General features: G+C 64.6%; 30 protein-coding genes. 1 reads left to right on the top strand and 29 read right to left on the bottom strand.

The features are described from left to right. Positions 1-32 precede the first annotated feature (32 nt). On the top strand, positions 33-383 hold the full coding sequence (locus ACQ7JA_RS03250) for a hypothetical protein (RefSeq protein ID WP_430894459.1): 351 nt from the start codon (positions 33-35) through the stop codon (positions 381-383). Between the two features lie 498 nt (positions 384-881). Here ACQ7JA_RS03250 and ACQ7JA_RS03245 read toward each other — a convergent pair whose 3' ends face one another. From ACQ7JA_RS03245 to ACQ7JA_RS03105, 29 genes are all read right to left on the bottom strand, one after another. Next, on the bottom strand, positions 882-1,388 hold the full coding sequence (locus tag ACQ7JA_RS03245; RefSeq protein WP_430894458.1) for a hypothetical protein: 507 nt from the start codon (positions 1,386-1,388) through the stop codon (positions 882-884). Continuing rightward, positions 1,385-1,840 (bottom strand): lysozyme, encoded by a 456-nt coding sequence (locus tag ACQ7JA_RS03240; protein WP_430894457.1) that lies wholly within the window; start codon positions 1,838-1,840, stop codon positions 1,385-1,387. Before ACQ7JA_RS03240 ends, ACQ7JA_RS03245 begins: the two co-directional genes overlap by 4 nt. Then, the gene (locus ACQ7JA_RS03235; protein ID WP_430894456.1) at positions 1,840-2,268 is read right to left on the bottom strand and encodes a hypothetical protein; all 429 of its coding nucleotides are present in this window, start codon (positions 2,266-2,268) and stop codon (positions 1,840-1,842) included. The genes ACQ7JA_RS03240 and ACQ7JA_RS03235 overlap by 1 nt, the downstream gene beginning before the upstream one ends. A 67-nt stretch (positions 2,269-2,335) precedes the next feature. Next, positions 2,336-4,036 carry a hypothetical protein gene (locus tag ACQ7JA_RS03230; protein WP_430894455.1) on the bottom strand — a complete coding sequence of 567 codons (1,701 nt, stop codon included), beginning with the start codon at positions 4,034-4,036 and terminating at the stop codon, positions 2,336-2,338. Continuing rightward, complete coding sequence (locus ACQ7JA_RS03225) at positions 4,017-4,496, bottom strand: hypothetical protein (RefSeq protein ID WP_430894454.1); 480 nt, start codon at positions 4,494-4,496, stop codon at positions 4,017-4,019. The genes ACQ7JA_RS03230 and ACQ7JA_RS03225 overlap by 20 nt, the downstream gene beginning before the upstream one ends. Before the next feature lie 4 nt (positions 4,497-4,500). Continuing rightward, positions 4,501-4,938 (bottom strand): DUF4376 domain-containing protein, encoded by a 438-nt coding sequence (locus ACQ7JA_RS03220; RefSeq protein ID WP_430894453.1) that lies wholly within the window; start codon positions 4,936-4,938, stop codon positions 4,501-4,503. 12 nt (positions 4,939-4,950) lie between these two features. Continuing rightward, positions 4,951-5,856: a hypothetical protein gene (locus ACQ7JA_RS03215; protein WP_430894452.1), complete on the bottom strand. Its 906-nt coding sequence runs from the start codon at positions 5,854-5,856 to the stop codon at positions 4,951-4,953. Then, positions 5,856-6,767: a hypothetical protein gene (locus ACQ7JA_RS03210; RefSeq protein ID WP_430894451.1), complete on the bottom strand. Its 912-nt coding sequence runs from the start codon at positions 6,765-6,767 to the stop codon at positions 5,856-5,858. Before ACQ7JA_RS03210 ends, ACQ7JA_RS03215 begins: the two co-directional genes overlap by 1 nt. Continuing rightward, complete coding sequence (locus ACQ7JA_RS03205; RefSeq protein WP_430894450.1) at positions 6,767-12,475, bottom strand: phage tail length tape measure family protein; 5,709 nt, start codon at positions 12,473-12,475, stop codon at positions 6,767-6,769. The genes ACQ7JA_RS03210 and ACQ7JA_RS03205 overlap by 1 nt, the downstream gene beginning before the upstream one ends. 72 nt (positions 12,476-12,547) lie before the next feature. After that, entirely contained in the window at positions 12,548-12,898 is a 351-nt protein-coding gene (locus tag ACQ7JA_RS03200) for a hypothetical protein (protein ID WP_430894449.1), read from the bottom strand. A 56-nt stretch (positions 12,899-12,954) separates the two neighbouring features. Continuing rightward, positions 12,955-13,224, bottom strand: a complete 270-nt coding sequence (locus ACQ7JA_RS03195; RefSeq protein ID WP_430894448.1) for a DUF1799 domain-containing protein — start codon at positions 13,222-13,224, stop codon at positions 12,955-12,957. 56 nt (positions 13,225-13,280) lie between these two features. After that, a complete protein-coding gene (locus tag ACQ7JA_RS03190; protein ID WP_430894447.1) occupies positions 13,281-13,733 on the bottom strand; it encodes a phage tail assembly chaperone in 453 nt (150 codons plus the stop codon). A 103-nt stretch (positions 13,734-13,836) separates the two neighbouring features. Beyond that, positions 13,837-14,469, bottom strand: a complete 633-nt coding sequence (locus ACQ7JA_RS03185) for a phage tail protein (RefSeq protein WP_430894446.1) — start codon at positions 14,467-14,469, stop codon at positions 13,837-13,839. Between the two features lie 87 nt (positions 14,470-14,556). After that, complete coding sequence (locus tag ACQ7JA_RS03180) at positions 14,557-14,907, bottom strand: DUF3168 domain-containing protein (protein WP_430894445.1); 351 nt, start codon at positions 14,905-14,907, stop codon at positions 14,557-14,559. After that, positions 14,907-15,422 (bottom strand): HK97-gp10 family putative phage morphogenesis protein, encoded by a 516-nt coding sequence (locus tag ACQ7JA_RS03175; RefSeq protein ID WP_430894444.1) that lies wholly within the window; start codon positions 15,420-15,422, stop codon positions 14,907-14,909. The genes ACQ7JA_RS03180 and ACQ7JA_RS03175 overlap by 1 nt, the downstream gene beginning before the upstream one ends. Then, on the bottom strand, positions 15,419-15,721 hold the full coding sequence (locus ACQ7JA_RS03170) for a phage head closure protein (RefSeq protein ID WP_430894527.1): 303 nt from the start codon (positions 15,719-15,721) through the stop codon (positions 15,419-15,421). The genes ACQ7JA_RS03175 and ACQ7JA_RS03170 overlap by 4 nt, the downstream gene beginning before the upstream one ends. A gap of 2 nt (positions 15,722-15,723) precedes the next feature. Then, the gene (locus ACQ7JA_RS03165) at positions 15,724-16,284 is read right to left on the bottom strand and encodes a head-tail connector protein (RefSeq protein ID WP_430894443.1); all 561 of its coding nucleotides are present in this window, start codon (positions 16,282-16,284) and stop codon (positions 15,724-15,726) included. After that, positions 16,281-17,843: a LamG-like jellyroll fold domain-containing protein gene (locus tag ACQ7JA_RS03160; RefSeq protein WP_430894442.1), complete on the bottom strand. Its 1,563-nt coding sequence runs from the start codon at positions 17,841-17,843 to the stop codon at positions 16,281-16,283. The genes ACQ7JA_RS03165 and ACQ7JA_RS03160 overlap by 4 nt, the downstream gene beginning before the upstream one ends. After that, positions 17,843-18,208, bottom strand: a complete 366-nt coding sequence (locus ACQ7JA_RS03155) for a hypothetical protein (protein WP_430894441.1) — start codon at positions 18,206-18,208, stop codon at positions 17,843-17,845. Before ACQ7JA_RS03155 ends, ACQ7JA_RS03160 begins: the two co-directional genes overlap by 1 nt. Beyond that, complete coding sequence (locus ACQ7JA_RS03150) at positions 18,208-18,627, bottom strand: hypothetical protein (RefSeq protein WP_430894440.1); 420 nt, start codon at positions 18,625-18,627, stop codon at positions 18,208-18,210. The genes ACQ7JA_RS03155 and ACQ7JA_RS03150 overlap by 1 nt, the downstream gene beginning before the upstream one ends. 2 nt (positions 18,628-18,629) lie before the next feature. Further along, entirely contained in the window at positions 18,630-19,046 is a 417-nt protein-coding gene (locus tag ACQ7JA_RS03145) for a hypothetical protein (RefSeq protein ID WP_430894439.1), read from the bottom strand. 13 nt (positions 19,047-19,059) lie between these two features. Then, on the bottom strand, positions 19,060-19,221 hold the full coding sequence (locus ACQ7JA_RS03140; protein ID WP_430894438.1) for a hypothetical protein: 162 nt from the start codon (positions 19,219-19,221) through the stop codon (positions 19,060-19,062). A gap of 3 nt (positions 19,222-19,224) precedes the next feature. After that, positions 19,225-19,509, bottom strand: a complete 285-nt coding sequence (locus ACQ7JA_RS03135) for a HeH/LEM domain-containing protein (protein WP_430894437.1) — start codon at positions 19,507-19,509, stop codon at positions 19,225-19,227. Positions 19,510-19,567: 58 nt separating this feature from the next. Then, entirely contained in the window at positions 19,568-20,956 is a 1,389-nt protein-coding gene (locus tag ACQ7JA_RS03130; RefSeq protein ID WP_430894436.1) for a phage major capsid protein, read from the bottom strand. A gap of 11 nt (positions 20,957-20,967) precedes the next feature. Further along, positions 20,968-21,744: an HK97 family phage prohead protease gene (locus ACQ7JA_RS03125; protein ID WP_430894435.1), complete on the bottom strand. Its 777-nt coding sequence runs from the start codon at positions 21,742-21,744 to the stop codon at positions 20,968-20,970. Beyond that, entirely contained in the window at positions 21,719-22,939 is a 1,221-nt protein-coding gene (locus ACQ7JA_RS03120; protein ID WP_430894434.1) for a phage portal protein, read from the bottom strand. Before ACQ7JA_RS03120 ends, ACQ7JA_RS03125 begins: the two co-directional genes overlap by 26 nt. Further along, positions 22,936-24,618, bottom strand: a complete 1,683-nt coding sequence (locus tag ACQ7JA_RS03115; RefSeq protein ID WP_430894433.1) for a terminase large subunit — start codon at positions 24,616-24,618, stop codon at positions 22,936-22,938. The genes ACQ7JA_RS03120 and ACQ7JA_RS03115 overlap by 4 nt, the downstream gene beginning before the upstream one ends. Further along, positions 24,618-25,019, bottom strand: coding sequence for a hypothetical protein (locus ACQ7JA_RS03110; RefSeq protein ID WP_430894432.1), 402 nt, complete (start codon positions 25,017-25,019; stop codon positions 24,618-24,620). Before ACQ7JA_RS03110 ends, ACQ7JA_RS03115 begins: the two co-directional genes overlap by 1 nt. 87 nt (positions 25,020-25,106) lie before the next feature. Continuing rightward, positions 25,107-25,487, bottom strand: a complete 381-nt coding sequence (locus tag ACQ7JA_RS03105) for an HNH endonuclease (protein WP_430894431.1) — start codon at positions 25,485-25,487, stop codon at positions 25,107-25,109.

Below are 25,487 nucleotides of genomic sequence, written 5' to 3'. Positions count from 1 at the left end.
CAGCAGCTAATACGAACAAGTCCGGTCATACCATGTTCATCGAACGCCAGCAGCATCCAGCCATCGAATTTGACGAGGCAGCCGGCCAGCTCGAGCCAACCCTGGTGCACTATTTCAGCGACCGCGGAGACCCGTTCAAGTCGGTTCTGCCTCTGCTGATCGAGGGCGCCGGCCAGGACGACGAGCGCGTGTTCGTGGTGGAGTCGCCGTTGGCCCAGGTCGTAAACTGGACGATCGAGCTGCACAAGCATCCGGACCTGCCTCTAGTGGACGAGCGGCACCGGGCATTCTTCCAGGCCATCCGTTCGTCGCTCGAGCAGGCGATCGCCGCGGTCGACCGGATCGAGTACGCAAAGTTGGACGACGACGAGCCCGAGGATTGACCGCGATCAACACAACCGACGCCTGACCTGCTACTTTGCTGCGATGCATGCCCGAACTGACCGCCTAACGGCCACGTACGTAGACCTAGCCATTAACTTGGCTAGTTCGCACGGCGTGGCCGCCGGCGCCCGCGCGCTGTTTGAATTTGGGCTGTCGCTCGAGCTGGCGCGACGGGTCCTGCTGCATCCCGAACATCGCCGCGCGGCGCACGGCCGTGCTACGAAGAACGCTCCCGCCTGATTCGCCTGCAAGCCACCTCTAGCTCGGCGCCACCGGTGCTTGCGGCGAAACCGCACCCGGTTCGGCTGTGCACGTGCTTTCGTTTCCCTTCCCTTGAGCTGGTGCGGCCGCAATAAGGTCCCTCTCGCTGTCTTCTGGATGTCGCGGATTTACTCGATGACATTGCTTCTCGCCTGTGACATACATAGGCGCTATCGTATTCATCGATCGCTCGACAATAGTGCCAGCGCGCGGAGCCTCTGCCTGTCGGACTGGCCTTACTTACCGTTCACTGCGCGACAGGCTTCGAACCGCTGGACGACCCGCTCATAGCGCCGCACGAGTCCTGCAACATCTGCTCCGTCGCCGAGAATCTCAGCAGCCACCTCCGGCACAATTGCCGGTCCTTCTCCGTCAGCACCAGGTCCGGCGGCAGCGGGTCGATCGCCGGCCCGGGCGCCGGCTGGTACTGGCCCTGCGGCTGGGCAGCGCAGCCGGTCATCGCCAGCGCGCACGCGGCGCTGAGCAGCTTCCAACGATTCAGCATGTTCCTGTTCCTTTCGTAGGTTGTCGGTGTCCTGCTTGAGCAGGCGGGCCCGCAGGCCTGATTCGATGGCAAGGTTGGCCAGCGCCGCGGCGTCGCGCGCTTCCTCGCCGGCGGCGATGGCCGCGTCCCAGCCGGCCTGGTGTTGCTGGGCGCCGTAGTGCCGCACGCCGAACCAGGCGCCCACCACCAGGAGCACGGCGAGAAGGACCGTCGCGGCCAGCCGCTCGAGCCCGCTCACGTTGCGCTCCTCAGGCCGTCGAGGAACAGCGCCTTCTCGGCGGCGCGCCGGCGCACCAGGCCGGCCAGCTTCTTGCCACCCGAATGCACCCAGCGGTCGAACTGCTCGGCCGCCGCCTTGAAGCTGCGCTTGTTCAGCAGGATGAGCAGCGTCGACTCGGCCAGCGCACCCTGGCCCAGGTTGAACGTGAACGACACCAGGGCGTCGAACTGCTGCTGGGCGAGCGGCACCTTGACCAGGGTGTTCACGGCCGCTTCAGCGTCCTGCAGGTCTTCAGTCAGCCAGACGTCAGCCTGCTGTACGCTGCAGCGGTCGCCCATCTTGACGCCGCGGATGTGACCCACACCGATGGTCGGGATCCCAGCCGGGCAGCGGTAGGCCGACAGGTAGCAGCCTTCGAACTCGCGGATCAGCGCGCGGCAGGCGCCGGAAGCTTTCATCGCGCCGGCCATCACATCGCCTCCTTGATCTTCTTGACCACATCCACGGCGTCGCCGGCCACCTCGGCCAGATCTTTGTCGCGGCGTGCGTCGATCCAGCGGTAGAACCAGCCGAACAACCACCAGGCCGGGAGGGCCGCGAAGACCAGGAACGGGGCCGCGGCGATCAGGACGCCCGCCTGCGGATCGCCGTAGAGCGTGCCCAGTTCGTGCGCGGACGCGAACATGCCGGGCCACTGAGCGCGCGCCGCGAAGGCCAGCGCCGGGCCGAAGGTGAAGCTGCAGAAGATGGCGCAGGCGAAGCGCACGAACGCCTCGCGCACGGTCTTCGGCCAGAGGAAAAGGAAACCGAACGCCGTCGCCGCCGCACTGGCAAGGACGGCGGCGCCGAAGAACTTCAGGGCGGCCGCGCCAGCGCCGGTGGTAAGTGGTTCGCTCATGGGTGTAGCTTTCATGGTGGTCAGGTGGGAAAAGGAATGCCCGCACACGGCGGGCTGGAAGAGTCGCTCAAGCATCGCTGCGCTGAAGCGGGACGGAGCGCCAGGCCACGGCGCGAGAGAGCAGCGGGGAGCCGGCCAGCGGCATGAACCGGTCCAGGTCGAGCAGCGGGTCGGCGGTGATGTCGCCGGCGACGCCGCTCGAGAGCAGTACCGGCTTCGCCGACCCGTTCGCATGAAGCGCCAGGGAACCGATGTTGATCGGGACGCCAGGCTTATACACGTTCGCCCTAACGCCGCTGGTGCTGGCTGCGGCGATCGCATACTCGAGCTGGTCGATGAACACGTTGCCGTACTTCTGGACGTTGCTGCAGTCCGACCCCTCGCGCAAGCCAGCGTAGCCGCCGACGAACAGGTTGTAGGCCACCGTGGTGAGCGCGCCCTTGGTGCCCGAGAGCGACACGTTGCATGCGCCAGGCGTGCGCGTGGTGCCGCCGCTGCGCCGGTTCGTGATCGCGGCCAGGCCGCACTCTATGAAGTAGTTGCACAGGATCTGGTGCCCACCGGTGTCCGCCGGTGGAGTAGTGCCGGCGTAGGTCTGGACCGCCTGGCCCTCGCACCGGTAACAGAGGTTCCCGTACACCAGGCAGCGGCTCGTGCCGTCGTCCAGCCCAATGCCCACGCCCTCGGTGCCGTTATCCATCGGGCCGCCCCAGTTCGCCGTGTAGGAGCAGTCGTTGAACCGGATGACCCAGCGCGTGCACGCATTCAGACTGCCGCCGCCGGACAACTCGATCGCGCGGCCGTACCAGGGCGAGACGTTCTTGCCGTTGCGCCGGCAGATGTTCCACTCCGCGATGCAGCCGACAGAAGGATTCACGAGGCTGCCGGTCGCGTGCACGCCGAACGAGTTGTTCCTGTTGAGCCGGTTGTGGTGGATCCACGCGTTCGAAACGCTCGAGGTGAAGATGCCGTCGACCATGCCTTCTACGTCGTTCCCGGCCAGGATGATCGTCGCTGCCGCAGTGCCGAGCTTCCGGATATCGGCGCCGGCGGCCAGGGCCAGGAAGATGCCGGCTTTGTTGAGGTGGGTAGTCGACTCGCCGCTTGTGGTCCGGATCTTGTTGTTCGTGATCTGAATATCTGCGATCGGCTGGTTGCACGACACCTTCACCACGTGGGCCAGGGAGGCGCCGCCGTCGCCGACGGCGACCTCGTTCCCGTCGATGATGACGCCGGTGGGCGCGGCGCCGCCGATGACAATCGCGTTAATAGCGTGCGTCGCAGTTGCCGCCGTCGCGGCGGTGATCTTGTTCCGCAGGAGCTTGACCCGGTTGCAGCCTTCCCCGTACAGCGCAGTCAAGTTGCTGGTCAGGTTGCAGTCCGAGATCTCGACGTCGCTACCCAGCCACATGATCGGCACGTCCGACGCCAGCGTAGCGCGCGAGCAGCGGATGTCGACCTCGGACCACTTCATGAAGGTGCGTGGACTGTTGACGGTCCCAGGCATGATGCGGTCACCGATATCGATCACCGGGCGCGGTAGCAGGAAACTGTCGGTGCCGTCCGTATTCGCGTAGGCCCCGATGGTGGTCAGGTTGCCGCTCGTCCCGCTGACCAGGCTCGGAAACGCACCGGAATACGTGGTGCCGCGCTTCTGCTTGTAAACGTTGCCGGCGCCGGCCGGCACGCTCGCCCAGGACTTGAAGGGACTTGCGGCTGTGCCGGTGCCGTTCGTCGCGGCGCCAGGGTCAATGAAGTAAGTCGGCATGGTGGCCTATGTCAGGGCGTAAGAAACCTGCCGGAGCAGGTTTGTTCAGGAGGGTCAGCGCGCTGGCCAGCGTGCCCGGGTCGTAGCGCCATGGATCCGGAATGCCAAGCGCGGCGGCGACGGCTTCGGAACAGAACCAGCGCTTCTTGCTGTCCGGGACGGCGGCGACGATGAACTGCAGGTTGCCCAGCCAGTCGTATTTCTCGCCGCGGTGCGCGGTGAACCAGGCCACAGCCGCTTGCTCGAGGTGGCTCGGCAAATCGACTAGGTCCCACTTCTTCGGGTCGAAGTGGATCAGCTTGCTGCGCACGCCGCCATCTTCGGCCGACGACGACCAGGCACGGCCAGTCGCTGCTACAAGCTCGACGTGTGAATAGGCCGAGCTGGTCCACCAGCGCACCAGGCGGTTGTAGATGCCCGGAAGACCGGGCCGCGTGCCTTTGTAAAAAGCAATCTTCATGTCGTCACCATTGAATGGCCGCGATCTCCGCCGGCGTGCTGGCGGCGGCCAACTGCACCTTCAGGTTTTGCGAGTGGTTGAAGTTCTCGGTGCCCTGGGCGGTCATCGAGGCGTACATGGCGCGGAAGGCGTCGACGTCAGCGAGCGGCAATACCGTGTTGTCCGTCGCCTTCCAGCCGCCCGGGAAGCCTGCCGGGAACTCGCCGAACAGGGCGATATGGTTGGCCACGCCGTCGATATCTGAGCGAGAAAGCTCGTCGCATGCGATGAACTTGCCGGCATGCGGGAAGGTAGAGAGGTTGGCAGCCGCGCGCCATGCGTTGATCTGCTCGTTCTTAGCGGCTTTCTGCTGCGCTAAGCCGGAAGTCTGTCGGGCCTCGATTTCCGCGACCTCTTCAGGCGTAGCAGGACGCTCGACGCCACTGTCGAGTACAAGAATCATGTGCTCTCCTGATTAGGCGCGGACGCCGTAGATCTTGATCGTGCCGGCAGTAAAATTGCTACCGCTCGACATATAGAGACGGAAGCCACTTGCGACGACAGTGCTATCCCAATACATGCCGCTTGCTTGGATGCTGTACCCCTGCGCGCTAATGGACATGAAAGAGGCACTCTTTGTTGCTGTAGCCGTGCGCACACCTCTAAGATCAACTGTGGAGGTCAGGTCAGACGCTCCGCCCAAGCTACCAAGTTGAACTCGATCGTAGAAGGTTCCACTAGGCTTATTGTAGTAATACATCACAGTTGAATCCACAGTACCTGCCTTCGCGAATCGCAGGCAGACATCTCCACCGCCAGTTGATACCAACCCCACAAACTCAATGACATATCTCGGATACACATCCGAGAAGAGGTTGAGAAAATCAATGTTCGCCACAGCTGATCCAATAGTCACCTCAGCCAGCTTGATGTACGAGCTCGAGTCAGCTGACAACAGCACGTAGTTCGCCAAGTCGAGCGACGGGTCTGTGGTGCCCGCTCCCGTTGCTGCTTTGCGCCGGTACGTCCTTCGGTCGAGTGGGCTGATCACCGCCGCGTCGCGCGAGACGGATTGCCCGCTGACCCAGAGCGTAGCGCCCGCGACGACACTGGCAGCTGTGGCCGAATCAGCGGCGTTGTTCGCCGACGCCGCCGCTGATTCGGCCAGCGCTGACGCGGCGCTGGCTGAGTTGCCGGCAGCGGTTGCATAGCCGAATGCCTCCAGGGCGTTCGCATAAACATTGGCGCCCATCGCTACGATCTGCGTCGCGGCGAGCGTGAACCACGTATTGAAGGCGTCGACCAGAGTGCCGAATGTGGCCTTGACACCGCGTTTAGGCACTTCAGGCGCCTGATCGATTGTTGGTGGAATTGTTGGCATCAGATGGTTCCCTGTACGTCGATGGATGCAGTGATCCGATTGGATGTGTAGGTCAGCTTGACGGCGCCTAGGCCGAACGATCGCAGTTCTTCGCGCAATCGTTGGTCGGTGATCAGCCATGGACACGGGACGTTCTGCACCGCCCTGACTGACCTGACGACGCCACGGGCCATGTCGCTCGGGACGATCGCCTGCGCAGTGAGGTCGCATGCGAGCTTGCCGGCGACGACGCTGGCCATTCCACGGTCATCCGCTGTCACGCGGGCGGAGCCAGACACGTCAACGCTGACACCGCTTAGCGCAGGACCCCCGACAGCGGTAAGGTCGCCGATCGATGCGATCGCGCAACGCGCCACGCTTCCAGGGTTTGAGATCGTGACCGTCACCTCGCATGACGCATACGGAGTAAGGTCAGTGATCAGGAAGTCGGTCTGCGGACTGTAGGGCGAGAAGTAGTAGTCGTAGTAGTCGTCTGGCTGTGTGTCCTCCAAGGTTCCCGAGTAGCGTTGATATTCCGGCCCGCCTGGATATTCCTTCCAGACGATGTCGAGCGCGATCCCGTCGAGCCCAGCCAGAAACATCGCGTTGTGCGCGCCTGGCCGCAGCACAACCGTAAGTGCATTCGGGGCGATCGACTGCCGTCCGTCTTTTCCGTCGAACATGGTGTTTTGGTCCGTGAGCCCAAGGTCGTACCAGCGGTCACGATCGTCCTCCGGCTTGTTTGCGTTCGTCCCGGCGATCTTGTTCTCGAAGCGCCGCCCGCCAAGATCAGCGCGGGTCACGACCTGGCCGATTACATAAGCCGTGGTCGCGACCCACTCCGCCTCGCCCGCCAGCTTCTTCACCGCAGTGCTGCTGGTGATCATTGACGGCTTGATCACCAGCGGCTTGATGTAGCTGACGGGGAACATCAGCCACCTCCGATCCGCATCGCGGCGCCCCTATCGGTCACCTTGCCGATGTACTTCGCCGTGTCGGCAGTGCTCTGCGCGATTTCTTGCATCGTGTCTCCTATGGAGGCCAGGGCGTCAACCTTCGCCTCAAGCCTGGTGATGTCAGCCTGCTGCGCCGACGATTTCGAAGTAGTTGCGGTTTGCTGTACCACCGGCGGCGTCGCCACCTGGGTGACGACCGGCGCCGGCGCGGGATTCGTGATGGCCAACGCCGGATTTACCGCCTGCATGTAGCCGAGGTAGAACCCGGGCAGCATGGCTGCACGTTCATCGAGCGCTTTAGCGCCGGCCTCGATTGCTTCACGGACCTTGGCAAAGTCCCGCTCGTAATAGAACGAGTCGCCGCCGCGGTCCTTGGACGCCTGCAGGAACGCCTGGGCCTTCTGGGTATCAGTCGGATTGGCTTCGAATTGACGCTTCGCTTCGCGGTAGCGCTCTTCCGGATCCAGCGTCGAGAGATTGCCCAGCAATAGCGCATCGTTGAAGTCGCGCAGGGCCTTGGCGCCGTCCTGCGCGCGGGTGATCGCACTCATGACCGCGTCGCCGAACGAACGCACCGACGCTGCTGCAGCGTCCGATGCAGCCTTGATGGCCTGAGCGGCCTTCTCGGTAGCATCCTTCTGCGCGCGGGCAGCCTGCACCTGGTCGAACAGCGCCCGGTTGCTCTCGTCGAGCGCGTTACGCTGTTTTTCCAGCAGCTGAGCCGACGTCATCGTCAGCTGGTCGAGCTGCTCTTGCAGACCCTTTCGCTCCTCCATTGCAGCCTTGGCCTTGGTAGCCAGCTGCACCTGGTCGAACAGCGATCGATTGCTGGCGTCCAGGGCATCACGCTGACGAAGCAGTCGCTGCTCGGCCGTCAGGGTCAGGTTGTCCAGTTCCTCCTGCAGGCCGGCGCGTTCCTCCAGCACGCGCACTTGGTCGAACAGTGCGCGGTTGCTTTCGTCCAGCGCATTACGCTGCTTGCCGAGCAGCTGGGCGGCCGTCATCGTCAGCTGGTCGTACTTGTCCTGCAGCTCCAGGCGCTCTTCGAACTTGGCCTTGTCGAAATCGGCGAGCTGCTTGAAGGCCGGCATGATCTGCATGAGCTCGCCGAACGCCTGCGCACCATCAGCCGTCTCCAGCTTCAGACTCTTGACCACGTCGCGGAACTGCGCGAGCGAGTCGTCGGCGCCGGACTGGATGCCGTAGCGGTCCAGCGTCGGCTGCAAGCGCGCGCGCAGGGCGTCGGCCTGCTCCTTGTCGGTGTAGAAGTCCGTCAGGAACTGCTCGGCACTGGACGCGAATTCCTCCAGCCCACCGGCCAGGTCGATCAGGCGCTCGCGCGCTGCGATCGAGGCAAGACCAACGGAGCCGAACGTCATGCCGAGCGCGTCGGTCACAACGGTCACCGTCTGATAGCCGGCTGCGACCCGGGTTAGCGTTTCGAGATAGCCCTCGCCGATCTTCTGGAAGGACTCCAGCCCACCTACGCCATACTGCGCGAGCTGGTCGCCCACCTTCGAAAACACGGCTTCGAGCTCTTTCTGCACCTCTTCACCGGTCAGGCCCTTGAGGCTGATCTCCCCGATATCGACGACGAAGCCGTTTAGCTTCGACGAGAACTCGTCGGCGCCGATCCCGAGCAGCTTGCCAGCCTCGAAGACGCTGTCGTACAGCGACGTCAGGATGCCGGTGATCTGGCGTTCAGCATCGGCGCCCAGGTTCTCGGTCTTCGTGCTGGTCTTGTCCTTCCTGAACCATCCGCCGTCGGTTTTGACATCAGCGTATTGCATAGCCTGCAAATTGCCGGCGATGATGTTGGCGTAGTCGGTCGGCTTGATCGTAAAACCGTTGTCTTCTACGGTCTGTTTGCCACCGAAGACGCTACCCAAGGCCTTGCCGATGAACGTTTTGCCGATAATGGCGCCGAGCGCAGCACCCAATGCCATGCCAAGCGGGCCACCCACGATCATGCCGATGGTACTGGCGCCCATGCCCAGGTAGGCCCCGCCAGCTGCACCAGCTAGACCTCCCGCCACACCACCCGCGAGAGCGACGCCCCTTGAGTCAAAGACCTCGCGATTAAATTCGCTGCCAAACTTCCCGCTTACTCCAGTACTTCCAACCAGCTGGGATGCAAACGCTCCGATACCGGATTCGATGTTGCGCAGCGACCCGAGCATACGGTTGCTGATGCCCAGACCCTGGAACGCGGCCTTCTCGATCATATCGAGCGAGCGCGCGATCGACTGCGATTTGTCATCCGATCCCAGCATGGTCCCGGTGCCCTGCGCCTTCTGACGCGACTCCGACAGGCTTGGCGCGCTGCCGCCACCGACGCCACCGATCGCCACGCCAAGGCCGGCCACGATCGCCGCCATCGCTGCCATGCGACCGAACGCGGAGTATGGATCGCCTTGTGCCTGACCCAGCACGGCGCTGATACCTTTCGGCACGAGCTCGGCCAGCGTCATTGCCAGTTCCGCAGCGTAAAAGAACTTGGACACCGTCATCAGCGCCTCGTAGCCCTTGCTCTGCTCGCCGAAGAAGCCGGCGGCCGCGCTGGCCATGCTACCGTAGCTGGCCAGCTGGTCCTGGGTACGGCGCTTGTTCAGCTCAAGGATCGTCTGCTGGTACTTGAGTTCGTCGAAGTCGCCCTTGCCGCGGTTCCTCTCCGCTACCTCTCGTTGCTTGGCGATCTCAGCCTGTCGCTTCCCGAACCCGTCGAGCGTGCCAGTCAGTCGCGAGAGCGACTCGCCGGCGGTGCCGAATGCTTCACGCAGCGCCTCGCCGAAGGTCTGGGCCCGGGATGGGTCCAGGAACTTGTTCAGCTCGTCGAGCTCCTTCTTGCTGGTCTCGGCCATCTCAGCCTTAACCACGCCGGTGGTCTTGGCCGACGCAAGGTTGCGCAGTTCGGCCGCCTGCTGGCGGTAAATCTCCGCCAGGCGCTCACCACCGGGCAGCGCGGCCTGTGCCGCTGCAGCCTGCTCCTTCAGGGCCGCAGCCGCCAGCAGCTGCTTCTCCGCCAGTTCGGCCACTTCCAACTTGGTGCGGCCGGTCTCGGCGTTTGACAACACCTGAGCGTCGACCAGGTCCATGAGGGACTTGAGCTCAGCTTCCGCCGCAATGATGCCGGCGTTGTAGCTGTCGTCGCTGGCCTGGGCGCGGTTGCGCTTCAGTGAGTCAAGCTCACGCGCCAGCTGCAGTTCGCGGCTCGTACGTTCTTCGCCAAGCTTTAGAATCCTTCCTTCCAGATCGATCTGTTCGCGCTGACTCCCGATCTTGGTTCGAACCAGAGATAGTTCCTGTTCAAGCCCTTTCCTGCGACTGTCAATTTGCGCGAGTTGCTGGGCGGCGACCTGACGAAGAGCGTCCTCTTGGGTAATGCTCCCCGCCTCGCGCTCAGCTTCGATGCGAGCCATGGCGCGCTGCCTGAGCTCGTCCTCCACCTCACCCCGGCGGCGTAGCGCCGTCAAGCTTCGGTCGATTCCCTCAACATACACGTCGTTGTACCTACGCCGAATGACCATCAGACGGTCACGGATGACCGCCTCATCCAGGTTGTTCTGCTTACCTTCGACCCGAGCCGCCTCCAAATCTCGCTCCATCAACTGACGGCGAGACAGAAGAATGTTCTCTTCAGCCTTCCATTTGATGCCGAGCTCATTGGCTCGCACCTCAGCGGCTTTCGCTTCCGCCGCGTCCTTCGAAGCTTTCGTCTTGTCCCGGATCGCATTGATCTCGCGGACGGTTGCATCGAGCGAAGCCTGTGCAACGAGAAGCTCACGGTCGCGGGACGGGTCGTACTTGTCGCCATCACGGTTCTTGCCGGCGTTCTTGATCCGTGCGACGCGGGACTCAAGGGCTTCGCTCTGCTCGAGCAAGGCCTTGATCTGCTCTTGCGGACCAGCCTCGCGGCCGCCGACGAAGTCGATGACGCCGTCAACCGATTCGGAGACGGCCTTCTTGATGCGCAGCCAGCCGCGCTCCCAGTCCGTAAGACTGTCCAGCACGTTCTGTCGCTGCTTGTTGATGCCGTCGGCATAAGCCAGCTGGGCGACGTTCGCGGCTTCGGCCGTGCGGCCCTGCTCCTGCAGCGCCTTCACCTGGGCATACGTGGCCGCGGTGACGAAGTGGTACTTCTCGGCCATCGACTGCAGCGCGGTGAGTGGGGACTTCCCGAGCTCGGCGAACTCCTTGACGGTGTCCTCGACGCTCTTGCCGAACACGTGCTGGGCGTCGACAGCAACCGTACCGAACCATTCGAGGTTCTGCCGGGTAACCGCGCCAGTTCCGGCCAGCGCGGTCAGCGCCTTTGCGCCTTCACGCTGGGAGCCGACCACCTCGCCAATATTGCGCGCCATGTCGGCCATCTGGCCAGACGTCGTGCCAGCGAAGTTGTTGGTCAGAGCCAGCGCACGCGAGAATCGGATCGATTCGTCGTGGCCAGCCTTGAACGCGGCAACTCCTACCGCGACTGCGGCAGCTGCCACGGTCCAGGGGGTGACGAGGCCCATGACAGCGCCGCCGAGCGCGCGCGCGGCGCCGCCGGCGCTGCCGAACATGTCGCGCAGCTGACCGCCCTGCTGCAGGAAGACGGTCATCGGGTTCATGCCGCCCTGAAGACTGACTACGATGTCAGTCAGCTGAGCCGGCACGCCGCGAAGCGCGGCATTCATCTGGGCCGCGGACATGCCCCCGGCGCGCATGCTCTGCTCGGCGGCGCGCAGCTGGTCGATGAACGGCTTCGCTTGCGTGGTCACGCCCATCTGAGCAGCCTGCAGCTCCAGCAGCTCGGTCCGGGTTTTGCCAATCGCGGCCGCCTGCTGCTCAAGGCCTTTCAGGAACGAGTCGCGGCCGGCGCGCGCCTGCGCCGCTTCGCGCTGCGCCTGCGCCTCCATCCGGGCGCCATAGGCGGCCTGCTCCTGGGCCAGGCGAAGATCGCGAAGCTGCGCAATCAGAGGATCAGCGGCCTGGGCGGCGCCCAGCTGAGCGGCCTTGTAGCGAATCGCCTCTTCGGACGACAGGCCAAACAAGGCGATTTGCTCGCGCAGGCTCTGGATGAACGCATCACGCGATGCGCTCACCTGGGCAGCCTCACGCTGGGCTTGGGCGGCGGCGCGTGCGGCGGCATCGACTTGCTCCTGCGCGGCGCGCATGTTCTGCAGCTGCACGATCAGCTGCGCCGCCTCCTGGGATGCGCCGGCTTGCGCCGCGCGGTAGCGAAGCACTTCTTCAGTCGACTTGCCGAACAGAGCAATCTGCTCACGCAGGCCGGCCAGGAACGATTCTTTGTTTGCCTGTGCTTGGGCCAGCTCGCGCGCGGCCGCAGCCTGGGTGCGCGTCGACTCCGTAGCCTGGGCCTGGGCAGCTTCGACCGCCCGGAGCTGGTTCAGGTACGGAGTGAGTGCGTTGGGATCGACGCCTCGGAAGCGCGCGGCCTGTTCATAATAGGCCGCAGTCGTGCGGCCGCCGGCCTCCATGGCCATGGTCGTGCGCTGGATCGAGGCGATGATGTTGCGCTGTGCCGCCTCGATGTTGCGCGCGGCGCCGCTTGCGTTCGAACCGGTTTGGCGGATGGCCTGGCCGGCACGATTGGCCGCGTCAACAGCAGGACGGAGCCCGGCCTCGACTTGCGAGGCATCGGCCACGACCCGGATTTCTGCTGTGTTGACGGTATCGGACATGGCTTACCCCAAAATAAAAAGCCACCCGAAGGTGGCTTTGTTGTGATTGCTGATGAATCCCAGCGATTTATGTCATTCGCATGCTGGTCGATGCCGCTGCTTGAATCTTCGCTCGAGAGCGCCCATGTAATCCGCCGAGGCCTTAGAGCACGACATCCCGGCGTCGAGTGATTCCTTTTTCTCCGCGAGCGCGCTTGTGACGTCGACGCCTTGAGCTATCTGCCGGCTGATAGATGCGGCGAGATCGGCCTGCGCCTTCAGGACTTGATCGAATTTCTTCTTTGATCGGCAATATTCCTCAGTCAGCTCGGCCCTGTCGGCAGTTTTCAGCTGAAGGTATTCTGGCTTGTCGCAGGTAATGTCGGCCGCCAGCGAGGGGCCAGCCGCGAGACTGAGCGCGGCCGCCAGGATGAATCGTTGCATATCGCCTCCAGTGATGAGAATTGCCATCCTACACCACTTGGAAACCCACCCCGGGTTTACTCCTCCCGGTCGTTCATCGTGGCGATCGCCTCGATTTCCATCACCTGAATGTCCGCCTCGATCGCGTCGTATTCGTCCTGAGACAGGCCCATGCGGTCCATTCGGTGATGCAGCGGGCCGTAGTCCAGGCCGATGACGCCCATCCCGGCGCCGCGCCATTGCGTGCGGATGTAGACGAATAGCTCGTACGAGACCAGGTTCTCTGGCCAGATCTCGACCGGGGGCTCCTGAGGATAGTCGGCCAGCGTGAAACCGCCCGCCTCCATTTCCGCCAGGTCCTTCTTGGAAAGACCCGGCGTGTACAGCGCGGCGGCGAGCTGCTTTAGTTTCCCAGGCGGCCTTCGTTGATCGCGGCGCGGTAGTCGTCCTTGATCGCGTCGGCCATGGCCGGCAGCGTGTCGACCAGCTCTGCGACGGCGTCCTTGTCGAAGTCGGCGTCGAGGTTCCAGCCTTTGACGATCTTGAGGATGAATTCGACCGTGACGGCCGACTGGCGTTTGACGATCTCGGTCTGGGTATCCAGCAGCTCGGGGATCGGCTCACCCGACGCCTTGGCCTTCTCGACCGCCTGCTTGAAGCGCTCGATCTCGACGTTCGCTTCGTCGCGCAGCTTCGCCTGCATGGTGTCGATGAGTTCGGCGAGCTCGGTGCGGCTGCGGTAGACGTACTCGACTTCCATGCAGCCGGTGGTCCCGTCCAGCATGGTGGCGTTGACCTCCTTTTTGAAGCTTTGCGGGCGCTTGCCGAGGACGATTTTGGTTGCGTTCTTTGCCATGGTTCTTCTCTCTATTCAGGTGGGGGGCGACGAAAAAAACCGCGTGGGGGCGACCCGCGCGGCTGGGGAAAGCCAGCCCGAATGGGCCGGCTGGCAAAACGGCTTAGTAGCGGACCGGCTTGTTCTGCAGCGAGAACGTGGCCTTCACCGCCATCACGTTGCCCTTCTGCAGGGATGGCGATTCCTGGAAGCTGCAGTAGCCCGCATACAGGAGGGTGTCACCGCCCGGCATGACCGCGCGCAGGCAGGTCAGCTTGACGCCGTCGGAGATCGCCTTGAGCGCGGCGTGGTGTGGCAGGGTCTTGTCGTCGCCGATGGTCAGCACGACGCTGGTCGCGCTGAAGCCGTCGGGCAGCATCACGGGAGTGTCGCTATCCAGTAATTGGACTTCGACAGTCTTGCCTTCGCCGCCCGAGACATCCGCAGCAGTGACGCCCACGATTGGCACCCAGGTTGTCACCTTGCGCACCGAACCGATGCCGGCGCCGGCCGGGAACAGGTTGGTGTCGGTGGTGTCCAGGCCTTCCAGTGTGAAAGTGGTACCGGATGCTGCTTTCAGACGGAACACGCGGCCACTGGCCCTGCTCCAGCCGCCGGTGTACTCCACGAAGTCGCCGACGGCGAAGGTATTGGTACCGCTGCAGACGGCTTCGGCTGCATTGGTCGCAGCGGTGACGGTTACGGCGGTTGCGAAAACGGACGCGATCGCGAACGCCAGGTTGTTTGGCAGTTTCATAGGGCCTTTCAGGTAAAGAGCCCGGAAGCCGGGCAATGAAAAAAGCTGCTCGGATTTCTCGGAGCGGCTCGGGTAAAAATTGGTGGGTCAGCAGAAGATGCGGAACTCCTGGCGAGACCCTTTGTACTTCGTGGTCGGGTCGTAGTCATCGACCGCGCGCCCGAGCACTTCGGGCTGCAGGTCGACCGCGCCGCGGATCGCCGCTTCGACCTGGCCGCCGACCGCTTCAGCCTCGAGCACCGACGCGGCCCAAACCGTGACCTGCACGCGGTTCATCTGCTTCTCGGGCGCCTCGCCGGTGAGGAAGTTGGTCGCCGGGCCGCCCACGCGCTGGACGACAATGTATGGCGTGTCGACGCCCTCGTCGGCCACGAGCGGGAACACCCGGCCGCCGGCCAAGCCGGCCAGGGCCTGCATCACGTGCACATAAATGCTCATCAGCTTGCATTCCTTTCCAGCTGCAGCTTGAGGGTTTCGGTCATCACGTCGACCGCATCCTGCTTGCAGGTCTCGTAGGCCGGCCGCATGAACGGGTACGCCGGCACCCGCGCGCTGCCGTACTCGAGCTCAGCGGCGCGGCGGTGCGCGGCCCAGCCGATGGTGCGGCCGGTGCGCGCGCTGACGTTCGTATTCTTCGGGACGAACTTGTGCCCTTCCTCGACGAATCGCCAGTAGAAGGCGTCGGCGCCGTCGTACCGCCCCTTGCGGACGGTGACCAGGTACACCTGCTTCACGCCTCCGTCCGACTCCTCCTCGAGGCGCTTGACGATGATGTTACGGTGGATGGTGTAGGTCTTCGCGTGCGCGAGCGCATTCTGCTTGGCCTGCTCCCTGAAAAGGTCGGCGCCAGCGAACGCCACTGCGCGCAGGACCGGCTCGTCGACCGAGTCGATAACGTCCTGGGCAGTCTGCTGCACGACCTCCACAAGGTCGGATGGGTCGAAGTCGATCATGCTGTGCTTTCGCAGACGAGGTATATGTAATCGCGGTCGGCCGAATCGGGGAGCGGCGCCTTGACGTCGTACTCGACGCCCAGGTAGCGCACGCGCCAGGCGGCAGTGACGTCGCGCCGCGCGCGGATCCTGATCGAGCACTTCACGATCGAGACGTCGGCGCCGGCGCGCAAGACTTCGGCGCCAGACTGGAATTTGACGTTGGCCCAGACGTCCGGCAGTGCGACGAAGCCGCCGACGCGCTCGTTTGCTGCGTTGCGGGCCGTGTTCGGCTTCAGCAGTGTCACCTTGTGATCCATCTTCATCCGTACACCACGAATCGGGAAAGCTGGCCAGTCACATGCTGATTTTCCGCATGCTTGCCAGTCTGATACTGCTCGGCGACGCGCGCATACACGAAACCACGGATGCCGGCCGGCACCGCCGTATGGTCGGCGCCGTAGCCACAGCGAATCTGCACCTGGAGGGCGTTGATGCGGTCGGCCGTCTCCGGCCATGCGCAGCCCGGCGCTGGAACGATGTATCCGGGCTCGCTCTCCGCGTCGGCTTGGTAGTCCTGCGGCGCGAGCGTGCGCAGGACGCCATCCACGTCGAGGTATTTCACATGTTCGACCGCCAGCAGCGGCGCGTAGGCCAGTTTGATCGCGCCGTCGAACCGGTCCAGCGTCAGGCGCCAGGTCTGCTCCATGATGGCGCGCTTGGTGATCGTCTCGGCTTCCGAGGTGTACGTCTCGATTGCCGCGCGGATCTCGTCGTCGAGGGGCGATTTCCCGCCCTCGTCTACGTCGACCCGGGCAGCGCGCTGACCATCGGCCAGTGCGATCGCCAGCGCCGTCGGCGGGATGATCAGTTTCCAACTCATCGGCGATTCCTCTGTCGTTCTTGCGGCCTGGCGCCGCGGGGTTGTAGTGGCCGGGCCTGCACCTCGACGCGCTGCGGCGAAAATCCGGCGCCGGCCGGCGCGCGGGTGTATTCCACCTGGGAGCCGTAGCGGAGCGTCACCTCGCCGCCGGCCACCACCAGGTGCGCGGCGTCGACCGGCAGGCAGCGGGCGGCACGCAGCAGTATCTGGCTGGCAGTCGCCTGCAGCACTGCGGCGCCGACGCCCAGCCGACGCGCCGCCAGCATCCGAACGTCGCCGGTCGTCAGGGTAAGCGCCGCCGGCGCCGCCGCAATCCGCCGGGTGACGCGCATCGTGACGTTGCCGCCTGTGAGGGCCAGCGCCGCCGGCGAGACCGGGATGCTGTAGCTGTTGCCTTCCTCGGACGGCGTGTAGACGAACTCGATCGAGCCGCCCACCAGCGTGGCGACGGCCGGCGCGACCACCAGGCGCCGCACGGCGCGCAGCTGAACTGGCCCGGGTTGAAGCACGATCTCGGTCGCCGTCACCGGCAGACACCGCGTCGCGCGCAACTGGGCCGCGCCAGTCTGCAGGACCAGGTCGGCAGCCGACACAGCCACCCGGCGCGCCGCGCGCAGGTCGACCTGGCCGCCGGTGGTAGCAAGCGCCGCAGGCTGCACGCCAACGCATCGCGCCGCGCGGAGGCCGATGTTCGCGCCGGCGAGCTGCAACTGCGCCGCCTGCACGGCGACGCGGCGCGACACGCGCATTGTGACGTCGCCGCCGCCCAGCAGCAGCACAGTTGGTGTGATCGCAACCGAACTGGCCGCCGCCGGCGCCACTGAATCGCTGTCGTCGGCTTCGATGAACAGCTGCCAGGGATTCGCCGACAAGCTGGCAACCTCATCTTCTAACAGCGTGCGCTTGAAAATCAGGACAATGCCGACATAGATGCCGTTCGCGGCGGTCTGTCCCGTGCCGCCTCGCGCGCCGATGCCGAACGGGTTCGTGCCAGTCTGAAAGCTGGTCGTTTGTGTGCCGGTGCCGCCGACAATGCCATCGACGTAGAGCTTCGTCGATGGGGTCGCGCCTCGCTCGAACGTGCCGCAAATCGGCACGGGGCGGCCTTGGATCGGCTTGAGCTGGCCGGCAACCGAACCGGCAGGCCACACAGCCCCGGCGTTCGACCCGGCTGTCGTGTACTGGACGCGCTGCGATCCGGCGCTGATGGTCAGGCCGTAGTCGAATGCGCTCGTCGTGCGGCCGCAAATGTACCCCTCGTGGACGTTCGTGTCCGGAATGAACGCCTCGGCGAACAGGGTCTGGTTGTTCAGGCCGCCGAAATGCGTCTCGGGCGTGTTCCCGAAATTCAGATTCCCGGCCGCAACGAAGCGCCGGCCGAGGCGGTCGAGGTAGGGCAACTTTTCCGGCGCAGTCGTGCCGCTCACGGTTGCCGCCGACCCGCTCACGAGGTTCATGTCCGGGCCGCTCGCCGTCCAGGCAAACGACAGTTCTCGCGCCAGCGGGTGCGCACGATTCAGCCGGACCAGCCGCTGCGGCTGCATGCGCATGCCGCCCATTATCCGACTCGACCTTGGATGACCGACGACACGGTGACCCCGTTGGTCGTATTGCCGTACGCGATTGCGCGCGCGTACATGACGCCCACGCCCAGCGGAACTGATCCCGAGAAGACACCGCTCGCATTGAGGTTTCCCGAGACCACCTGGTAGTCGAACCAGGTCGCCCCGTCGTGCGAGGTTTGCAGAACGAGGGTCGCGGCCACGCCCGGCGCCGACGCGCCATTGACGATCCGGTATCCCCACTCGCCTCCGTTCAGCGCTCGGACGTCGATGCTATTGCCCGTGACCGGTGCCGCACTCGTGGTGCCGGCTGGGACACTGGTGGCGGCGAGAATGTCGACAGATTGTTTCGTGATTGCCATTACTTTTCCGATCCGTCGGGATTGAACATCGCTTCGTTGACCTGGTCCCGCGTCACGATCAGCGGATGCAGGGCCAGGGCCTTCAGCTCCGCAGCTTCGCCGGCGGTGATGACGCCGCCGGCCGCGAGCTGGTCGCACATCTGCTGTGCAAAAGCGTCGCCAATGTCGAGGCCCGCCTCCTGGCCCAGGAACTTGACAGCCCAGGCCACGGCGCAGTTCTGCGACGCCGCCGCTTCCAGCTTCTGCAGAATGGCAACGCCGGACGGGCAGCCGGACATCACCGCTCGGGCGGTCACGAAGCGCTGCTGCGGCGCCAGCAGACCTTCCACGTTCAGCGCCGCGGCCAGGCCGTCGATGTCGCGCGCGGCGCGCAGCGCGGCCAGGTCGGCGCGCTCCAGGATTCGTTCGCGGATGCCCATGATCAGGCCAGGGTCAGTACGCCGGCCGCTGGATCGAAGTCGAGGGTGACGCCCTCGCCGTCGAGCAGCGTGATGCTATCGCCGCGGTCAGCGAAGCCGACCAGGGGTTTGCCGCTCGACGAGTCGTTGTAGACCACCGCGTAGCGGAACGGACCGATCGAGCCGCCGGCAGCGGTGATGACCTCGTCGGTGATCACGACCTTGGCGGTGCCGCCGGTCTCGCTCAGCGTGACTCCGTCGAGCACGTAGCCGCCGGCGGTGTAGGCGCCGCCAGTCACCTGGGTGATGTCAGCCAGCAACGCAGCGGTCGCGGCCGGCGCCACGTTGGTCAGCGCGACCTTGAACACGTGCGAGCCGAAGTCGTGCTTCGCGCGCAGCACCTGCTCGGCGAAGTCCTGGAATTTCTGGAGTTGCGGCATGTGCTGCCTTTCATCATTGAGCGGACTGCGCGCGCAGTGCGAGCAGCTCGGCGTCGGACATGCCGACTATTTCATCGGGACGGAGGCGCAGGCGACCTGCGCACACCAAGATGGTGCCGGGCACCTCCGCCTCGGCGCGCAGTTTTGCGAGCCAAGCGGCGGTGCGGGCGTCCATGGCTTATTTCTTGCGGCGGCCGCCGGTCGGCGCCGGTGCGGCCTCTCCCAGAGCGGGTGCGGGGTCATGCACGTTTTCCAGCTCGGGTTCGGGTTTTAGGGCGGGTGCCGCGTCAGGCACCGGTGTGCGGGCCGAGTTCTTTGCGCCCTCGCGCTCTGTCCAGCCTTCGCGCTCGGACACGTCGATCAGGTCCTGGTCGTCGGTTTCGATCACCTGGCCCTCGGCGAAATGCTCCACCTGCACGCCGCGATGCGCCCAGCTGAAGGCTGCTTTCGCGATCAGTTTCATTGCTGCTCCTGAAATAGAACGAGCCACCGAAGTGACCCGCTCGCTGGGTGGTGGTGGATTACGAAGCCGCGATCTTCAGCAGCTTGATCGCCTGGGTGTTGCGCAGCTTGCCGCCCACGCGCTTGCGCACGTAGAACTTCACGAAGCCCGGGGTGGTGATCTCGTCGCGGGTGATGCGCATGCCGACGCGGTCGCAGATCAGGTAGCCTTCCTTGAAGTCGCCGAATGCCAGCGGGAACGAGTTCGCCGCCAGCGCCGGCATGTCTTCGGCCTCGGTGATGCCGTAGCCCAAGAAGGTAGCCGGCTGGCCAGCGGTCAGCGCCGGCTGCCACAGGTAGCGGCCGTCGCCGTCCTTATACTTGCGCATCGCGGCCAGGATCAGCTTGCTGGTCAGCCACTGCGCGTTGTTGCGGTAGCGGGCGCGCAGCGCGTACACCATATCCAGGAACACTTCCGGGTTGGTCGGCATCGCCGCAGCCTGACCGGACGCCAGGTACTGCAGGGTGCCAAAGGCGCGCGACGCGTCGGCGGTGGCGACCGGCGCCGGGCCGCCCAGGATGCCGGTCGGCTTCTTGACGCCGTTGCCCGAGATGAACGCTGCGCCTTCGCCGGTCGCCATCGATTCGGAAGCCGAACTGGTCAGCCAGTCTTCGACGTTGAAGAACAGGTCATCCAGCGATTCTTCCGACGCCTGGGGCTTGGCCGACGCCATGCCGAAGGTCGGCGCGACTTCCACCAGGTCCGGAGTATTGGTCTGGTTGCGGGTGTCGGTTTCGCCCACCCATTCGAAGCCGGCGCCGCCGATGTCGAACAGTTCCTTGTAGTCGGTGCTGCCGACGGTGCGGACGGTCGCGATCTGGCGGATCGGCGAGATGTCGACCGACAGGCGGGCGATGGTGCGCTCGATCACTTCGGGCAGGGCGTAGCCGCCGGCAGCGTTGTTGCCGACGGTTGCCTGCGTGGAGCGGCGCTCGCGGCCGCCCGCGGCGGACTTGGCTTCCAGCGCCCTGTAGGTCTGGTGCATGCGCTGCTCGCGCTCGAAGTCCTTCGGCGAGCGGATCCAGTCGAACAGCGCTTCCTTGTATTCCGCTTCTTCCTGGCTTTCGCGCTGCTCGCGCTCGCCGCCGGTGAATGCGCCGGGGCGCGCCAGTTTGGTTTCGACCTTTTCCAGGCGCGATTTCTGCTCCGACAGCGAGGAAATCGCTTCGTCCATCTTCGCCAGCTTGGCGTCGAGGTCGGCGGTGCTCTGGCCGGCCTTGATCGCCTCGATGCGCTGGTCGTTGACTTTCTTGTATTCGGAGAAGGCCGTGTTGATTTTGTCGATCGCTTCGGCGACCGATTTCAGGGTCGGCTCTTCGCGCTTTTCGTAGGGGACCGCCGTGGCCTTGGCTTGGAACGCGGCGAAGTGTGCGGCCATGGTCGCGGCCAGCAGGAGGGTCTTCTTCATGTAATCTTCTTTCACGAGGTGAGGGTTTCGAGCAGCCGGTTGGCGGCCTTCAATGCCGCAGCAGCCTCATGAGCGTCCCGCTCATCCAAGGCGATGCGTTTGACCTCGGCGAGGAACGCTTTGGCCGTGTCGGCCGAGAAGCCCGCATCCCGCAGGGCCTGTTCGGCTTGACGAATGGTTTTGATGCCGGCGACGTCGGCCGCCTTGACGCCGGTGATGCGCGCCTTCTCGTTCGCGGGGAACGTGACCAGGGATACTTCCCACAGGTCGACTTCGGTCAGCGTGCGCACGTCCGTGTCGCGGTCGTAACCCCACTGCTTTGCGACGAAGCCGATCGACAGGCCGTTGAGCGCGCCCATCTTCAGGAGAGCGTAGGCTTCGGCGCCCTTGACCGTGTCCAGCGCCAGTTTGCCCTTGATGCGCAGCCCTTTGGCGTCTTCGACCATCTCGAGCCAGACGCCGATGGGTGCCGTCGCATCGTGCTGCCAGAGCATGGCGGGCATGGTGCCGGCCGACTTGTGCGCGGCAAGCGAAACAACGTAGGCGCCAGCGACAATCACGTCGTCATAGCTATCGCGCACGCCGAAGATCGAGCCGTAGCCCTCGACCGTGCCGTCGTCGCCGACCGCCTTGATCTGCAGTGCATATGAACGGGTTTCCCGGCCGCTGGCGGCATTCTTGCGCTCGAGCGGCGCCGTTGCAGCTGCGCGCGGCGCCGGCCTGGCTTGGGCCGGTGCCCCCAGGTCTTTCCGTTCGCGTTTGTCAGTCGTCTTCGGGATCGTCTTCATCAGGGTTTCCTTGGGTGCCGCCCTTCGCCATATTGAGCGGGGTCAGCGGATCGTTCAGGCCAGGGAGCGGGTCTTTACCCTCTTCGTCCCGGATCTCGTTGCGGGTGTAAATGCCCATTTCGGCCATGGTCCGCGCCCACATCGCGCGGTCCTTCATGGAGCCAGCCATCAGGTAGCGGATGTCGAACTCGCCGAACAGTGGGCCCGAGCCGTCGAGCAGCATCTCGTCCATGCGCTGCGTCCAGGCCATGTGCCAGGGCGCCAGCGTGTGCTTGACGTGCGCGGCGAAGAACGCTTCCGAGCTGGCGAAGGTCGCCGACTTGTCGTTGTGGCCGACCATGATCGGGAAGACGCCGTAGCCGCGGCAGATTTCCTCGATCTGCAACCTGCGCGTCTCGACGTGCTGGGCGTCGACGCCGGTCTGAGAGGTCGGCGTCCACTTCGCGCCGTTGTCCAGCACCAGGGGATCGCCGTTCCTCGCCAAGCCCGCAAACTTCTTGATCCAGCCTGTCAGGCGCGTGTGCTGCTCCTCGTTGAGAGTCGTGTCGACCGAGTAGACGCCGCTCGGGCGCAGACCATTCTGGTGCATCGCCGCCTGGCTGCGCTCCGTGGCCAGCGCCAGGCCAATTGCCGAGCGGGCCAGCTTCACCGCGTCGAGGTTGCGGACCCAGTCCCACTGGAGGCCATTGAGCAGGAACACGTCGTCCGAGCTGAAGGTGCCGATTCGGCCGAACTCGTCCCAGCAGTGGTAGACCACCTCGTAGCGCGAGATCCGTTCGATGGTCCAGCTTCCCGGCGGTACCGGGATGAGCTCTCGTACGCGGTGGTTGTCCCCGCGAACCTTGATCGAGAGTGCGCGCCCTTCCAGCGCGGCGTGCATGGTCATCTGCCGGCGCCACTCAAAGGAGGTCTGCCACTCATTCGGGCGACGCGCCAGCAGCCGGTACTCGGGGATGTTGGTCGCCTTTTCCCGGCTGCCGTCGTCCTTTTCTCGGTAGACGTGCAGCTTCGGCGTGGCGCAGCCGTCGGCGATCACCTTGACGCAGGCCAGCACGGTGGAGACCTGCAGCGCGGTGAGCGCGTTGACGTGCACGCCGGCGATGATGGCGCCACCACGGCCGTCGATCAGGTCCATGATCTGGGCGTCGGTACGCTGGGCAGACTTGCGCCCTAGTATGCGGTCGAGGAATTTCAATCTTTGTCCCACCATGATTTCGTGACTTCTGCGCCACTGATTGCGCGGGCGACGCCCATGATCGCGGCCACGGGGCCGTCGATCTTCTGCTCGGGTTTTTCTTTGCGCGGGTAGATGTTGTCCTTGGCGTCGAGCTTGGCTACGACGTTGGACATCATCCAGGTCAGCATCGGATTGCCGTCGTGGTGCACCCGGCCAGCCTTGATCGCGCTTTCGAATTCCTTCATTGGCAGCGACAGGTTCTTGACGGTCTGGCCCACCTCCACTGCGGTGACGCCCTTCTTCGTGAGGCGCTGCTCGAGCTGGGCGGCACGGAACGGGTCGAAGACGACTTCGTCCGGCCCGTATTCGGCCACCAGGGCCAGCATGTCCTCCTCGATCAGGTCGAAATCGATCTCGGCGCCATCGTGCTGCTGCAGGAAGCCCTCGATCACCCACTTGCGGTAGGCGTTCGCGTTTTTTTCCGCGTTCTCGATGGCGAATTCCGGCAGGTAGTAGTCGCCGAACAGGTAGAAATGCTGCTTGCCCTCGATCTCTCGGACGAACATCAGCATCAGCACGCACACGTCGGAGCGGCTCGCCAGGTCCAGCACCAGGTAGCAGCGCTCGCCCTTGAACTGCTCACGGCGCAGCGTGCGGTCGGCGCACTTCGCCCACTCCAGCATGTTCAGCCAGGCGGATTTCGCCGAGCACCAGATGTTCAGGTGCTTCGTCTTGAAGCGAGTCTGCTTCGACGCGCTCTGCATCGCCTGCCGCTGCTGCGACAGCAGGAAATCCTCGTCGACGGAGATACCGAAGTTCGGGTTCGCCTTGCGCAGCGCAGCCGGGCTCGTCCAGTCGTCCTTCTCGTCGATCGTGTAGATCAGCGCGAACAGCTCAGGATCGTCCAGCACTCCTTCGAGCACCTTCTTGGCGTCCTGCTCCTGGTCGAAGCACGGGCCGGCGATGTTGAAGCCGGCGGTCGTGATCATCAGGAGCAGCGGCTGCTCGCGCGCGCCCATGCCGGTCTCCATCGTATCGACCAGGTCGGAGGAGTCGTGCTCGTGATATTCGTCGACGATCGCGCAGGATGGCGACGCTCCGTCACCCGGCTTGCCGATCACTGGCTCGAAGCGCGAACCGTCCTCTGGCACCAGCAGCGCCTTTGCCCAGACCTCGGCGCCCAGCAGCTCCTGCAGGTCGGGCGTACGCTCGAGCATCTGCTTCGCCGGCCGGAACACTTCCCAGGCCTGCTTCTCGTTTGTGGCGCCGGAGTAGACCTCGGCGCCGAACTCGCCGTCGGCGGCGAACATGAACAGGCCGAGGCCGGAGCCGATGATCGATTTGCCGTTCTTCCGCGGCACCGCGAAATAGGCCTTCCGGAACCGGCGCCGGTCGTTCTTCTTGATCTTCCAGCCGAACAGCGAGATGAACGCGAAGCACTGCCAGGGCTCTAGCTTGATGAGCTCGCGCCTGCGCGCCCATTTGCCCTTGGTGTGGGGCATGAGCGACAGGAACCGGCAAACCTTGTTGGCGGCGGCTTCGTCGAAATAGTACGGGTAGGCCTTTCGCTTGCTGGCCTTCAGGTCGTCGAGGTGTCGCTTGCAAGCGAGCTTGACCCACTTGCACGCGACGATCCTCCCCTTCACGACGTCCTGTGCGTACCCCAGACCGATGCCGACATAATCGGCGGCTGTCATCAGTGCGCCTTTTTCTCGCCCAGGAGGTCGGCGAACGCGTTGACCTTCGGCGCCTTCTTCATGGACACGCGCGAGCGGTCAGCCGGCGTCATGCCGAGCACAGCCAGCGCCGTGCGGATCTGGGCCAGCTGCGCCGCGGTGACGTCCGGGTCAGGGGTGACGCGGAAGTACGCGACCTGGCGCGCGGCTAGTTCTACAGCCATGCGATCGGTGGCCTGCAGGACGGACGGCGGCAGAGCGGCGACGATCTCGTGCCACACCGCGCGCTGGGCGTCGCTGAAGTAGTCGGGTGGGGCCGGGTCGAACTCGGCCGCCTCGAAGTCTTCGCGGCGCCGTGCCGGATCCTTGTCGAAAGCACCCCGAGCCTCCAGCACCGCCGAGGGGGTTCGGGGTTTGGGCATGCTAAAACTCCAAAAAGTCGAAAGTCCGAATTGCGGAGATAAAAATCAAGTTAGCTAGTCGGTCTAGGGGCCGACCGGGCCAGAGACCTAGGCTCCCCCTCCCCGTTCGGCCCGGGTCTTTTCCCGGTGGCAGGTGGAGCAGGTCGCCTGAAGATTCGCTTCGGCCTCGATCTGCTCGTCTGTCCATCCCTGGGCGCGGGCAGTGGCCTTGTTGACGGTGTGGTCGACCTCGGTGGCGATCACGGTGCAACGCTGCCCCTTGATCTGGCACAGCCCACAGTCACGCTTGAGCACGCGGAGGCGGCGCTGCTGCCATTCGTAGCCGTAGCCACGGTCGGCGCTGGTCTTGTCACCGTGCGAGCGGTTCCAGCCAGTGGCTTGCTTGGCATGCCGTGCGCAGTAGCCTGGAGCGTCTATCAAGGCGCCACAGGCCACCTTGCGACAGATGGATTTCGGTCGTGCTGCCAT

Source organism: Massilia sp. BKSP1R2A-1, from assembly GCF_050586525.1.
GTDB lineage: Bacteria > Pseudomonadota > Gammaproteobacteria > Burkholderiales > Burkholderiaceae_D > Telluria.
Note: the sequence above shows the minus strand (reverse complement) of the source record. Positions and strands in the feature narration are given on the sequence as shown.